This window comes from Ruegeria sp. AD91A, from assembly GCF_003443535.1.
Classification (GTDB): domain Bacteria; phylum Pseudomonadota; class Alphaproteobacteria; order Rhodobacterales; family Rhodobacteraceae; genus Ruegeria.
Window position 1 is genome coordinate 262,062 of sequence record NZ_CP031947.1, and the last position, 12,853, is coordinate 274,914.

The window sequence follows — 12,853 nt, forward strand, 5'->3', positions numbered from 1 at the left end:
TTTCAAATTTGACTTTATTGGGGCCGCCTGATGGCTTCACTATGGATCGTATTCCGCAAGATAGCAGATATTGTATACCTATGGGTTGAAGTCACTACATATAGATTTTCGATATGGGTTGATTGAAAACTGAAACCCCAAATCAAGCGTGTTGGTCCACGAATTCGAAACAATAAAGGGCCGATTCCTCGGCCCTTCGAATCGCTGCATTGCAGCTCAATCTTGGCGGGAAAGCGTCAGGTACCGGTCTTTGGTTGTGCCACCGCAACCGTGCTGCCAGCCCAAGCAAGGTTGTCGCCCAACTGCGTCAGAATGCTGATTGCGTCCTTCAGCGGCGCGTCCCCGCTTTCGAATTGCAGCAGCAAAAGCAAGTCTGTCGCTTTCTCAAATTCTGCAGGAATCCAATCAACCTCGGGATCAATCTCGCCACCTTGTTCCAGCCGTTCCGCAAAGTCTTCGACGATCTCCTGACAGCTGTGCAAGAACGCTGCCGGTTCGATGTCGGATGTTTCACGCAAATCTTCATAGATGCTCGCTATTGCGGCCAGCCAGTCCTCGAGAATGGGATTGTTCAGCGGGGGCAGGGCAGAACCCAGCGTTGACTGCATTGACGCAGTGTCATTCGAAACAACCTCTGGCTCCGGTCCCTGTAGCGCCTCAAGATAGGGCAGGAATTCCAGCTGCATATCCTTTCGTGCAGCCTCGAGATCACTGTGGCGCCGGTTGGACGCCGCTTCCAGGACGTGTTCCGCAAGGTTCTGTCCGCCGCAGGTTTCCCAAAGCGCAAAGTCAGGTTCGGGCTCCTGAGCCATGGCACGCACCGCCACCGGCGTACCAATAGGCACAACAGCGCGGAACATTCCTTCTTTTTCCTTGCTCAGACGTGCAAGGACGCGGTCCAAAGCACCCTGCACCGGTGGGAGATCCGCATGTGTAACGGCCAGCAGGCTGTTGGCCCGCAGTTCGGGCGGCACCTGAGCCCACAAGTGGCGCTCGGTCTCGCGCCAGGCATTGGTTCCATTTGTGCACCAGATGGCACAATCGACGAATTTCAGCAGATCCAAAGTCGGCTTATATGTATCATCAAGAGCTCCCGACCCGGGAAGATCAAACAGCGAGATCTCCTTCAGAGCCGGTGTATTGATGCCAACCGATATGAAATCAGGCTCTTCCTGGGCCGCTTTTTCCAGCGCGATGCCTGAATAGGTCTTTGGTTCCTTGTCCCACCAACCGACAGTCGTTTCGGGTGTTTCCGCGTATGCGACGATCACGAGCGGCAATTTCAGATGCTGCGGGCCGGTTGGAAGAATATCCGCACCAGCCAGCATGTTCGCCAAACTTGACTTGCCTGCACCAAATTCCCCGGCGAACCCGATATTGACCGCGTTTGACAGACGTTCGGCATGGGCCAGAGCCCGCACGCGCATATCCTCCAACGCCGCGTCAGGCGTCAGGTTTTCAGTTGCGGTCAGGAAGCGCTCCAGTTGGCGTACTTCCTTTTCAGTTCCGGGAAATTCAATCATTCCGCAGCCTCTGCTTGTCTTTCATCCGCATTGGTCGTTCCAAAGACCGTTTCCAGCTCAACTGCAATACGGCGAGCCCGATCGAAAGTGCCTTGCGCTTCGGCCTGGGCGTTCAGTTCGCCCGAGCTGGATCTGTGCTCAAGATGACCAGCCAGAAGAGCCATATAGTGATCAAGCACAGTGCTCAGTCTTTCCAACAGATTGTCGCGCGTGGTGTCGATCAGGTCATCCCCAATCAACTCGAACTCCTGCACGATCATTCGTTCGGCGCGCGCCACAACGCTATTTCGCGAGATCAGACGCGAAAGCCAGTTTACACGCAACTCAACCGTAATTCCACGGGTCAGAGCGGTGGTGTCCGGGCGGAACCAACGCACGGCGCTGGTGTTCATGCGATTGTCGACTTGCTCTTGCCACCCCGGCAAAGCCCGCAAGGCGGCATTGCATTGCATGTCGATCGCATACAGGTCGCTGAGCATTCGCTGCCGTACGACTTGCGAGGCGCCCTGCACCAGTTCACGCATACGTTCGCGCAGTGGGGTGAAGTTGAGCTCGGTTTCTCCACCTTTTGCCAGCAGAGGCGACTGGCCGTCCGGGCCGCGCACGACGACAGACACGGATTCAGCAACCGTGTCATCCATGACACCGCGCAGATTTGACAGGACATCGTCCATATCACGCGTGATCTCTTGGGTCTTGTCGGCAATCAGTTTGCGCAATTCGGCAAGAGTCTTGTCGCTTTCATCGGCATTGCGGGCGTTAATGCCGTCTTCCTCTTGCAGAGCGCGCAAATGAACCTGGGATCGCTCAAGTTCCCCTCGCGCGAAGCTGTCGAGATGTTGCCAGGCCATCCGTAACTGTTCGTTGATTGGTCCGTCCGTCAAAGCTTGAGTGACATGGCGGCGCAGATCGGGCAGGCCAGACGCGATCATTGCGGCGAAACGCAGGACGGCTTCGCGGCTGATCGGTCCCGGGCCTTGTTTGATCTCGGCCACACCGTTCAGGTATTGCTGCATCTGTTCCGGGTGGGCGCGCAGCCATGCCAGAACATGATCGTGGTTCACCCCTGTTTCATCACCGGTAAGAGCATAGTGCGCCCATTGTGCGCTGCCCATCAAAACATCGATGTTCGAGTTGCCGAGCGCCTTTTCGAGCCCGTCCAGAACGTCCAGACGAACTTTGGTTGCGTCTTCTGCTCCCCCGCCCAATTCGTCCACACGGTTGATGAACACGACGATCTGTCCAAGTTCCAACGCTTGCATCAACCGGAACAGTTTCAGATCTGCGCGCGACAATGCCTGATGCGCGGACAGGACCACCACAAAGAAATCGGATTCCTTCAGATACTGTCGTGAAATCTCTTCGCGGATCAGCAGAGGATCATTCACGCCGGGCGTGTCAGTAACCGTCAGTGGAAACGGGAAGTGGCCCAGGTCAAAATAGACTTCGGCCTTGCGGGTGATGTCGCTGTAAAGCCCACGATCACTGCCTGGATCCAAAGTCCCATCCTCGGACGGATCATCCCCGGCACAGACATATCTGGCCAGGTCATCTGATGTCAGTTCGTCCAGATCGTGCTGTTGGCCCAACAGCTGTTCATAGCTGTCGCCCAGACGCCGCTGCGCCCGGACTTTCATGGCCTCGACCTGTTCTTCGATCATCTCGCGCTTGTAGCTGTCCTCGTCATCGGGAAACATGTTGCGCAGTTCTTCACCCTCGGCGATCAAAGATTGCCATTGGTAATTGTCGAAGAAATGGAATTCGGCACCTTGCGTTCTGCCGGAAGGGTGCCCGAAGTGCATATCGGTAATAACAGTTGTCCAAGGGTTAACATCCGAAGGCAAATACTCTGCCTGACCGGTAAAGCCGTTGATCAGACGCGACTTACCAGCCTTGATTTGCCCGACAAAGGCAATTGACGGTTTCAGATTGCTAAGATCACCAATGATGCGGGAAATGAACTGGCGCGTTTCATCATTGCTGATCCCGTTCATTTCTTCTGCTATGCGAATAAGTTCGCGGCGATGTGTTTCACTCATTACTCATTACCCTGGCTACAATAAAAAACAGATAGAAGTAGTCGAAAATTTGAATCCAATGGAGGCAATCATTTCTCTGCCTCCTGCAAAGAGGTCCACAGATTGACAACCGACCCCAGTTTGCGGGCTTCGTGGATGGCGACCGCGATCTGACCACGGTCACTCAGAACGGCCAGACCGGCCCCTTTTCCGCCCGTTGGCCTCATGACAATCAGCTGCGGGTCTTCAATCTCTTGCTGTGAATCACCATCCCAGCCGGCAAGATCAGCAACAAAACGGGCCAGCGTGTCCTGGTCGGGATACATCGGCTCGGATGGCTTGCACACACCTTCCAAAAGGGGTGCGGTGTCTTCCGCACTGTCTACAAAAACACGACCTGACGCGAAGCGGCTCGATGCATCAAAAAAACGTTGGGCAAGTGTTGTTGCTGCATCGGGTGTTTCCTCAGCAGGCGGACAGTCATCAACAGGTTTCTCAACATTTGGGACGACAGAAACAATCGGTTCGGACGGAAGCTCAATGGCGGCGCAGGCGTTCTCGATTTCGCTGAAGGTGATACCTACCTCATCCACTTCAAGCGCTGTGTCCGGTTTGCCCGACATCAACTCAAGCGGAGCAGGCGATATGGAGATGTCGGATACCAATCCAGCCAGTTTCTCGATCAGTTCGGCGCGTGGCTCTGTTTCAAAGTCCGGAATCTGACCGGCGGGTACCTTGAAAACATCCGTGATCCGGGAGCTGTTCACCTCAATTGCCAGACAATCCCCGTTTGCGGCGGTGAATTCCAACCGGCGCGGTAACACCGTGCCACGGATTGCCCGCAATATCGCGGATCGGCGAGCAGTTGCAGTTTCCCCTGCAATCATCACAGCCGGAGACAACCGTGCGACCGAGGTCCGCCCGATTTCTTCAAGCAGGTCGAGAATGTCCGTGTCCATCATGCCGTGACCCCCTCTGGTCCCGTTCAAACCGCAGCCGCGACCGGCCCCAGACTGAGATGTGATTTAGTAAGCGCCAGTCCGACATTCGCGCTGTTGCGACAGATATAGCAAACCACATGATCAGGATATTCCTTGGTCCGCAAAAAGATGTTCAGCCTGTCTCTAGAAAAAACTGCGATTTCCCCAAAACCAGTGTTTTCTTCGTCTGCACTGCCCGCCTGACGCAAGAGTGCTTCAAACGCAGCAACCCCGCGCCCCTGAAAAAGATTGGCTACTGCCACCGCCAAAGTATCCAGTGAATCTTCGCAGTCAGGATCAGAAACAGAGCTGCCCAAAAGCATCCCTGTTTCCATGTCGATATACCCGGCTGCAATACAGTCGGGTATCGTTTCCATGGCGGAGTTCAGTGCAGTTCGAATAGACATCTAAGCCATTGTTTTCATTTGGTAGTTTCTCACTATCTCGATTCGTTATCCCTTACAATACATGCCATTCCGCGCTGCTGTTTTCCTTGGCTTTCGGAATGGATTGAAGTGCCTCCTTGGTCTGCTTTTCGTTGTGTTCAATGGCGATTTGATCAAATTCGGCCAGAAATGCTTTGAATACGTTCTTCAGTCCCTCCGCGTCCTGCGGCAGGTCTTCATTCCGCGAAATCTCCTGCCACATGGTTGACGCGCTGAGCGGCGATCCAACCGCAATTTCAGGCAGGTCACTCAGAGCGGCAACGCTTCCGTCAACTGCATCGACCTGTTCGGTGGTGGCAGCTTCAATCAAACTGTTGGTTTCAGGTTCCGGCTCATAGTCGTCGGCATTGTTGCCAGTTTGAGCGGCCATCAGTGCTGTAATCGAGGAAACAGAGACTTCGATGCCACGATCTTCAGCCAAATCGTCTTGCTCGGGTTCTTCTTCTACTACGTCTCGCTCGATCGGATCTTTTTGCATCGACGTGCTCAGCGAGGCGAGCACGTCATCCGAATTGTCAACAGCCACAAGAGGTGCTGGGCTGATTTCAACCTCGTCCAAGTCACTCGGGGCGTCATCAAATTCGTCGTCCAGATCAGCTTCGAGTGACAAATCAAATTCGTCTTCGTCGTCCTGCAGGCCCGCGACATTCGCCAATTCAAGAGGGTCGTTCGAAGTATCTTTAAAGAAGGAACGCAGTTCATCACTTGTATCGGGTTCAACTGGCAGCGGTACTGGCTCTGACGCCATTTCTGCTCGCAGCCGTTCTGCCTCTTCCGCATCGATCCGAACCCGCTCGGCCTCATCAGCGCGCCGCTCGACCCGGGCAGGTCGAACCGGGAAACTGGTTACAACTGCGGCGCCTTCAGTGTTTGGCGTCCCGTCGGCCTCCATCGGGTTCACCAACCTTAATGGTGCGACTTCGTCTTGGTCTTTTTGCACTTTCGGTTCGCTTGACGAGCGGGCAGGGCGCAAGGGCTTAACTTTGGATGCGTCCGTTTGGCTTTTGTCGATCTGGTACCGAGCCAGTTGGTCGGCACGTTTGTCCATAATCTGTTCCGTGATCTCCAGGAAACTGTCGATCATCTTGCCGCCGCCGCTGCGTGACCACATTTCGGCATCGCCTGTCTTGTCCCGGGCAGTGATTGCGTCCCGAGCAGAGAACAGGATGGACCGGTTGAACAGGTGCCCCGCTTCGCGGTTTACGCGGCGCAGTACTTTTTGACGGTCTTTGAGGCTCAAGGCATCTGCCCGCGTCACAAGAAGCAAAGAATTGTGCTGTAACCGCTCGGGCAAGGAAACCCAAGTCGCGCGTTCGGTTTCGCGCCAGGCTTGCGTCGCGTGGGTGCACCACAAGACGCCGTTTGCCTGACCCACAGCACGTTGCCATACATCTGTCGAGATCTTGGGGTCGGAAATGCCGGGGGTGTCGATCAGGTCGACGGCTTCCAGAATATCGGCCTCAAGGAAGATACGGATGAACTGTGCGTCATTGACACCAACGGTTTCAAGCTGATCCAGCTCGATCAGTTCAATACTACCGTCATGGCGTTTGATATAGGGCGCTTGATTGCCCCAGCTAAACCAGACCGGTGGCAACTGGGTTGCCGTCACCTGCGTCGGCAAGGTCTGCGTTCGCAGCAAAAAGTTCATCAACGTAGATTTGCCAGCACTGAATTCGCCCATCAAGGCGAATACCGGTTTGCGGCGGGACCACTGCTCGATGCGTTCCCATGCCCTCGGAGAAACAAAGCGTGTTTGTGTATCTTTTGCCATTTTTCTACTTATGCCGCTTCGTTGCTAAGATCTTTCAGAATGTCGCCCAGAATCTCGTCCTTGGATTTCTGAGGCTGCAAGCCCGCCATCGCCGCCGCAGTCTGACCTGGGTTCTTTTCGGCAGAAGACGAGATGCTCAGCAGGGTTTCCTTCTGCTCACGCAGGAAATCTGACAGGATCGCACGGACGTTTTCGAGCACTGCCGCAATCTGGTTTTCCTCGATATCCTTGGTGATAGAATTCGCCTCGGACGCGATCAGCCGCGTGTAATCCGCCGCGTAGGCTTCAAACCCCTTTCGGCGCTGCCACCAACGTCGCCACCAGGTACTTTGCAAGTCCAGTGCGATTGTCCGGCCGATGCCAAGAGGTGGCGGAACACGAGGAACAATGGGCGCTTCAATGCTGAATTCGCCCAGATGGTTGCCAAGTATCTTATGATAAAGCGCTTCGACATCTGCAGCGGCGGTTGCGTACAACGCACCGGCATCCTTGCGCATGGCGCGGGCGAAACTGAAATAGGCGGCCTTTTGCAATGTCCTTAATCCCGCGGGATCATATTGCCACGTGCCTTGTTCGCCATTTTTTTCAAGATGCGCGATCAGTGAGTCTGTTGCGCGCTTGACGAAATTGGCCTCGGCTGAATTCAGGCGCTCCAGTACTTTGTCGCGCAACGCATTTGTCAGCTCGGCCGCTTTCTTTTCGTATTCGGCAGACACCGTATTGATCGCATCTTCAGGCGAAATACCGTCAAGATCCCGCGCAACGCCTTCACCTTCGGACAGGTTCTTGGCGACCGCAGTCGCGCGGATCTGACTGGCAATGTTACGGGCCCGATGGCGAACGCGGTCCATCAGGCGCGCTCCGGCACCGTCCGCAATACGCTCGTTCATGGCCAGCAATAGATCGGGCAAGCCGGAAAGCGCCCAAATTTTATCGAGCGAGGCCGCCTGATCACCGAATCCAGCGGCCAGGTAGAACGTATTCAAGGCCTGGCGCGATTCTTCAGTCAGAATATCCGGGTTCCCGGTCAGTGCGGCTTCGGCCCACAGCGCACTGCCAAAAACGACGCTGGTATTAGTGTCGATATTGTTCTGTTTGAGCGTGTCCTGAATGCGGTCACGGATCTCCGGGACCTGATTTACAGGATCGGAAAGCTCATCGATCCTGTTGACGAACAGGATGATCTGCCGGTTCTCGAACTGCGCAATAATGCGCATCAGAGCCATGTCCATGGTCGTCAGGGCCTGGCTTGCTGCCAACACCACAACACAGACTTCGGATCCCCGCAGGCTGCGCAGCGTGATTTGCTCACGCACCATGAACGTATCGTTCACACCGGGTGTGTCGCACAGTTTCAGCGCAATGGGGTATTGCGGAATGTCCATATACAGCTCGGCTGATTTGGTAACATCAGCAAACCGGCCCGTTTTCGGATTAATATCGGGATCGTCTTCATCGCCCAGACACACATAGCGTTGAATCAATTCTTCGTCGAAATGGTCATACTGATGGCTTTGACCCAGGATCAGGTCAAAGTGTTTACCAAGACGCTCCTCTGACTTGGCCTTCATCTCAGCGATCTGATGGCGAATGTCTTCCATCTCATCATCTGCGCCGGCACGATTGGCCAATTCACCAAGACGACCGCCGCCGACCATCAGGTTGTCCCATTCTTCCTGCTCAAAAAATGTGAACTTGGCCTTTGTATCACCCGGCGGGCGTGTGTTGATGTTCAGGGTCGTAACCACCGAGGTCCACGGGTTGACGTCTGACGGCAGCAGGGCAGGGCGCCCGGCAAGAATATTGACGATCGAGGATTTTCCGGCCTTGACCTGGCCCACCATCGTGATGCTGGCGGTAAAATTCTCCATCCGGGTCTTGAGCGTAGCCAGCCGTGCCGAAGAGCGCGCATCAGCCACCTCTGTCAGTTGATCTATCTGAGCTGTCAGTGAAGCCATGGTTTCCGTCATTGGTGCCAGTGCTTCGTTGCCGACGGACAAAAGGTGATCGTTGCGCGCCATGCTTAACCTCCGGTTCCCGTTGCAGCAATTTGGGGCACATTCGAACCACAGCCCGCCGGAATGCTTGTCAGAGTGTCGATGCGCGCGATCAGGTCCAATGCATTGCCCAGAATTTCGGCTTCGGCCCGAGGTGAAATAGTCTCGTACGATTTGGAATCGGCCAGTACTTCAATCGAGCTGAAGCTGTCTCCATTCTCGAGGCACGCAACGCGGCGCCCGGTCGGGAAACCTTCGGATTTTGCGGCGGGCAGCGGCATGCGTGCATTCGCCAGCAGATAGTGTTCACCGGAATGAGTGCGAAGCGAAATACCAAAGCCTGTATTCGGATGGTCGCGATTCAGAGTCTTGAGCTCACCAAGGAAGCTCTCACGAGCAAAGAAGACAGCTTCTTGCTCGGCGGCAGCGGATGGATTCAGATCGGTCACAGCAGAAAGCCTTGTATTGGAGTTGAGCAAAAAACTCGTACCGGCGCCGAAGTGGCAAAAAGACTCATTAACTCCTGAGTACAACAAGTACCTTCAAGGCGGTGTTATTTTGGCGCGAATAAGATTTTTTAGCGGTTGAATTGTGGCGGTAATGTGGTGACCCGCTCATAACAATGTCTCAACCGATGCGGGTATAATAGGGCGATAACCTTGGATAGTGAAGCGATTGGCAAGGTTGCATATAGTGATAGTCGTGGGAGCCAAAAGAGTTAAAGGGGGTGCCTTTTCAAGAGCATTCGAATGACTTGGAGGCTGATGGCCAGTTGGATTCAGACTTTTGAATAAAATCAGGTATTTATGCTTTGAACTTTGTGGGATGTTCAGGTTCTGAGGAGAAAAATCAAATGTCCAAGTGAAACCAGCGATACAAGGTGCGATGGTTTTCTGGATCAAACTGCAACAATTCTGGACCTTTGCGTCTCGGTTCTCCACGCAAGCTTTTTGGCGTAAAGCCTGGCCAGAAAGATTGGTGTTTATTCAACGTTAGCGCGTTTCCAAACAGTTCGATCGTGCAAGGCTACAATCTGTGAGCCAAACGCCAGGAAGCAACGTCATATTGGGGGTTTCAAACCGGCAATAGATTTTTTTTCTGTTTTCAGACGCCGCTCGTTTCGCTGCCACTGCGCTGGTTGTCATGACAACAAGGTCGAAAGTGGGTTGCGGTGCTCAGCCATATTGCTTGGCAGGTCACAAACTTTGTTTTCCTCGAATTTTACCTCTCGCACTCCTAAGCAAGCTTTGTTATTGAGCGCTTCATTCCAGCGCTAGTGCGCTCGGTTGCGGGTGTGGCGAAATTGGTAGACGCACCAGATTTAGGTTCTGGCGCCGCAAGGCGTGGGGGTTCAAGTCCCTCCACCCGCACCACATTAGCATAATAGATTTATATTTATCAGATATTTACGCGATAAAGACTGAAATCAGACCCACGTGCAGTCCCACTAATGTTAATTGATGGGCTCTCTAAGATAAGAGCAAGGTGCAGCAGAGTGATTGCTTGCGCCCGCTGCCTCACTGCGTCACAGTCAGCGGCATTCAAAAGGCCGAAGCTATGACGAGTGACACAGATTTAACTTTTACGACATTACTGACTTTGGATGAAAAAGATAACGAGTTGGAAACCTACGTTGAGGGCAACATCGGAGAAAACACGTTCAGAAGTCCGATGAAGAACTCTTTGCACTCAGTTCCGATTTCTGGAACCAACGACAATTATAGGCTTCATGTACACGCCGCAGAGTTCGGGTACAGGGAATACCTAGCATTAAGCTGCGGTCCTGAAGGCCTAATTCTCAATATGGAAAGGATATCCGCAGATAAGCTGACTTGGGCGAAAGATATTTTGATAGAGGATAAATCAGCAACAGGCAAAGGAGTTAGAATTGGCATTATTGATTGCTATCCTCCTGCACCTCCAGTTGGTTTATCGCACGTGAAAATTGCTAATTGGACACATGCAAGACCGGTTGAAAACACCCAGTTCTTAAGTCACGGAATTAGCGTCGCTCAGATTATTTCTTCGCGGGTCGCGGGCCAGCCGGCTGCGACGTCAATCTGCCCCGATGCGGAGGTCATAGTGTTTCCCCTCTACACTGCACGGGTCAATGGTACTGACACAATTACACAAGATGCTATCGCTGGGGCTTTGCAGGCGGCGCTCGATGCCAACTGTGACATCATAAATATGAGTCTAGGAAAGAAACCAACCTCAAATCGAAAGCTCTTGACTAACCCGACTAAAGACCTCTCGCCATTTTTCCGCGAGATAAAAAACGCAGTGAACCAAAAAGCAATTCTCGTAGCTGCAACCGGAAACGACACTGGCGAAGCTGTGCGAATTCCTGCCAACGACAGCCGGGTTGTTGGGATTGGGATGTTTGGCTTGGATGAGCACGCATCACCAAATTCACGACCATACCACGGTCTTTTGAACGCAAAGTGCGTTGGAGATTACGATAGATTGGGTAATCATAGCTTGTGTGGTAAACTGTTTTCTCCCGGGGCTGTTGGACCTGGGTGTGATTTTGTTTTTCCGGGCTGTGGGCTTGTGTACGTTGATACAAGGGGGCGAATGGTAGAAATAACAGGGACTTCGTTTGCCGCACCTCTCGCGACAGCACAAATCGCGAGAATTTTGGAATTTTCTAGGCGTTCCACCGACCAGTCTGCAACGCTTGATGAGAGTTTTGAAAATACAATTGGTTGGTTAACGAGTTTCGGTATACAACTTGGAAATGAGCCTTGGATGACTACCTTGAGATTATGAGTATAGGAATCAGATACATGCAAGCATATACGGTTTCGATTTTGCCTGGGTGCGAGGCTTTGGTGGTAGCAAAAACACTCGGTGAAATTTTGTCCTCTTTTGACGGCGTTCATATTGTGAGTGCTGGCAGTAGGTATTCTGCGACTGTAGAAATGGACAATGCTGCCCTCTCTACGCTGCCGACTGGAGTACAGGAATGCTGCCTAATTGAGGCGCACGAGGGCTACACCCTTTTGTAACAACATTCAATTCAATCAATTTTTTGGGGTCGAGGATCGTGATTAAAAGCGGCTTCTTAAGAATAAATATGAGAGCAACGCGCTCCAACGACGGTTATAGTTTACTGAATGATGACGGCAGTTCAGGTGGCAACGACAAACCAGAAGACAGCACAGATTCATCATTATCTGCTTTACAGAAGCTAGCGCCGAGCGAAAGCACAAGCGCTTTCTTAGTTTTGTTGAACCTTTTTTCCTCCGCTGGCGAGGGTGAAAAAACCATAGCCATTCTCGTTGCATCTGGTGCGGGGTTGATTGTGAGTGTGTTTTTCTCTTATTGGGGCATCGTCGAGGCCGGAAAAAAATTTCAGCTTTTGAACTTCCTGCTACGTGTCTTCGCCTACGTTCTTTTTGCCATGCTCACGATGCAACCATTGGGTGTCGAGCTGTTCAAATTACAGTCGGTTGTTTTGCCTGCTCTAGCTGTAGTTTTTGTGGCTATTGCTCCAAAGTTAATTTCCAATGCTGAGGATTCGGGAAATCAATAGATTTCTCTTGGTGTCGAAGTAGCCGCTTGTTTGGCTCGAAAACGGCATCAAACGCAAAGAAACCGCCCGGTTCAAGGGGTGGCTCTTGTGGGATATCGATCGATGGGGCCATGCGCTGGCTCATGGGGCGTCAGGTACCATCGCCCATCTTCGCGGCACTACCGTGCTGTTCACGGAATCCCTCAAATATTCCGGGCCGCATATGCAACAGGGTATAGTCAGGTGATATGGCTGACGCCCAGACACTGCCCTGGTGCAATTCATCGCCTGCAAATGAGAACTGAAACCCCTTCATCCATGCGCCATCGGGGAATGTGTCGCGCATCAGGCGCTCCAACTCGCGAACATGGTGGAGCATCTGGGCCTCGGGTCAATCTGAAATTATTTCCGATTTCACTCTGGTGGCGTTGGCTGCGATCCGCTCAACTTCGGGCACCGGTAGGCCATTGAGCCAGTCCGCCCATTGATCCATCGTCAGCGGCAATTGGATAGGGCGCTGCATTTTTGAGTTTTGGATTCTATGCGGCCATTCGACCAACTCGATTTGAAGTCCGCATTGCGGATAAAGTAGACGTTG

10 protein-coding genes and 1 tRNA gene are annotated in these 12,853 nt (G+C 53.0%); 3 read left to right on the plus strand and 8 right to left on the minus strand.

From position 1 onward, the window contains the following. Nucleotides 1-236 precede the first annotated feature (236 nt). The 7 genes from D1823_RS19655 to D1823_RS19685 form a co-directional block, all read right to left on the minus strand. Entirely contained in the window at nt 237-1,523 is a 1,287-nt protein-coding gene (locus tag D1823_RS19655) for a dynamin family protein (RefSeq protein WP_117873257.1), read from the minus strand. Then, nucleotides 1,520-3,562, minus strand: a complete 2,043-nt coding sequence (locus D1823_RS19660; RefSeq protein ID WP_117873259.1) for a dynamin family protein — start codon at nt 3,560-3,562, stop codon at nt 1,520-1,522. Before D1823_RS19660 ends, D1823_RS19655 begins: the two co-directional genes overlap by 4 nt. 68 nt (nt 3,563-3,630) lie before the next feature. After that, nucleotides 3,631-4,503, minus strand: a complete 873-nt coding sequence (locus D1823_RS19665) for a hypothetical protein (protein ID WP_117873261.1) — start codon at nt 4,501-4,503, stop codon at nt 3,631-3,633. Nucleotides 4,504-4,526: 23 nt separating this feature from the next. After that, nucleotides 4,527-4,898 (minus strand): hypothetical protein, encoded by a 372-nt coding sequence (locus D1823_RS19670; protein ID WP_254683875.1) that lies wholly within the window; start codon nt 4,896-4,898, stop codon nt 4,527-4,529. 82 nt (nt 4,899-4,980) lie between these two features. Continuing rightward, on the minus strand, nt 4,981-6,741 hold the full coding sequence (locus tag D1823_RS19675; protein ID WP_117873265.1) for a dynamin family protein: 1,761 nt from the start codon (nt 6,739-6,741) through the stop codon (nt 4,981-4,983). A gap of 8 nt (nt 6,742-6,749) precedes the next feature. Beyond that, nucleotides 6,750-8,762: a dynamin family protein gene (locus tag D1823_RS19680; RefSeq protein WP_117873268.1), complete on the minus strand. Its 2,013-nt coding sequence runs from the start codon at nt 8,760-8,762 to the stop codon at nt 6,750-6,752. Between the two features lie 2 nt (nt 8,763-8,764). Further along, complete coding sequence (locus D1823_RS19685) at nt 8,765-9,187, minus strand: hypothetical protein (protein WP_117873270.1); 423 nt, start codon at nt 9,185-9,187, stop codon at nt 8,765-8,767. A gap of 839 nt (nt 9,188-10,026) precedes the next feature. On the opposite strand from D1823_RS19685, the gene D1823_RS19690 reads away from it, so the two are divergent. From D1823_RS19690 to D1823_RS19705, 3 genes are all read left to right on the plus strand, one after another. After that, nucleotides 10,027-10,111: transfer RNA gene (locus D1823_RS19690), tRNA-Leu, on the plus strand. 130 nt (nt 10,112-10,241) lie between these two features. Beyond that, nucleotides 10,242-11,510, plus strand: coding sequence for a S8/S53 family peptidase (locus D1823_RS19695; protein ID WP_162896892.1), 1,269 nt, complete (start codon nt 10,242-10,244; stop codon nt 11,508-11,510). 307 nt (nt 11,511-11,817) lie between these two features. Then, the gene (locus D1823_RS19705; protein WP_117873276.1) at nt 11,818-12,276 is read left to right on the plus strand and encodes a hypothetical protein; all 459 of its coding nucleotides are present in this window, start codon (nt 11,818-11,820) and stop codon (nt 12,274-12,276) included. A 130-nt stretch (nt 12,277-12,406) separates the two neighbouring features. Here the strand turns inward: D1823_RS19705 and D1823_RS19710 are convergent, their stop codons facing one another. Then, nucleotides 12,407-12,634, minus strand: a complete 228-nt coding sequence (locus D1823_RS19710; RefSeq protein ID WP_117873278.1) for a hypothetical protein — start codon at nt 12,632-12,634, stop codon at nt 12,407-12,409. Between the last annotated feature and the right edge of the window lie 219 nt (nt 12,635-12,853).

Bases quoted from the DNA above. Each gene is read 5' to 3' on its own strand.
- D1823_RS19655 (WP_117873257.1), bottom strand. From the start codon at position 1,523: ATGATTGAATTTCCCGGAACTGAAAAGGAAGTACGCCAACTGGAGCGC.
- D1823_RS19660 (WP_117873259.1), bottom strand. From the start codon at position 3,562: ATGAGTGAAACACATCGCCGCGAACTTATTCGCATAGCAGAAGAAATG.
- D1823_RS19665 (WP_117873261.1), bottom strand. From the start codon at position 4,503: ATGATGGACACGGACATTCTCGACCTGCTTGAAGAAATCGGGCGGACC.
- D1823_RS19670 (WP_254683875.1), bottom strand. From the start codon at position 4,898: ATGGAAACGATACCCGACTGTATTGCAGCCGGGTATATCGACATGGAA.
- D1823_RS19675 (WP_117873265.1), bottom strand. From the start codon at position 6,741: ATGGCAAAAGATACACAAACACGCTTTGTTTCTCCGAGGGCATGGGAA.
- D1823_RS19680 (WP_117873268.1), bottom strand. From the start codon at position 8,762: ATGGCGCGCAACGATCACCTTTTGTCCGTCGGCAACGAAGCACTGGCA.
- D1823_RS19705 (WP_117873276.1), top strand. From the start codon at position 11,818: ATGAGAGCAACGCGCTCCAACGACGGTTATAGTTTACTGAATGATGAC.
- D1823_RS19710 (WP_117873278.1), bottom strand. From the start codon at position 12,634: ATGCTCCACCATGTTCGCGAGTTGGAGCGCCTGATGCGCGACACATTC.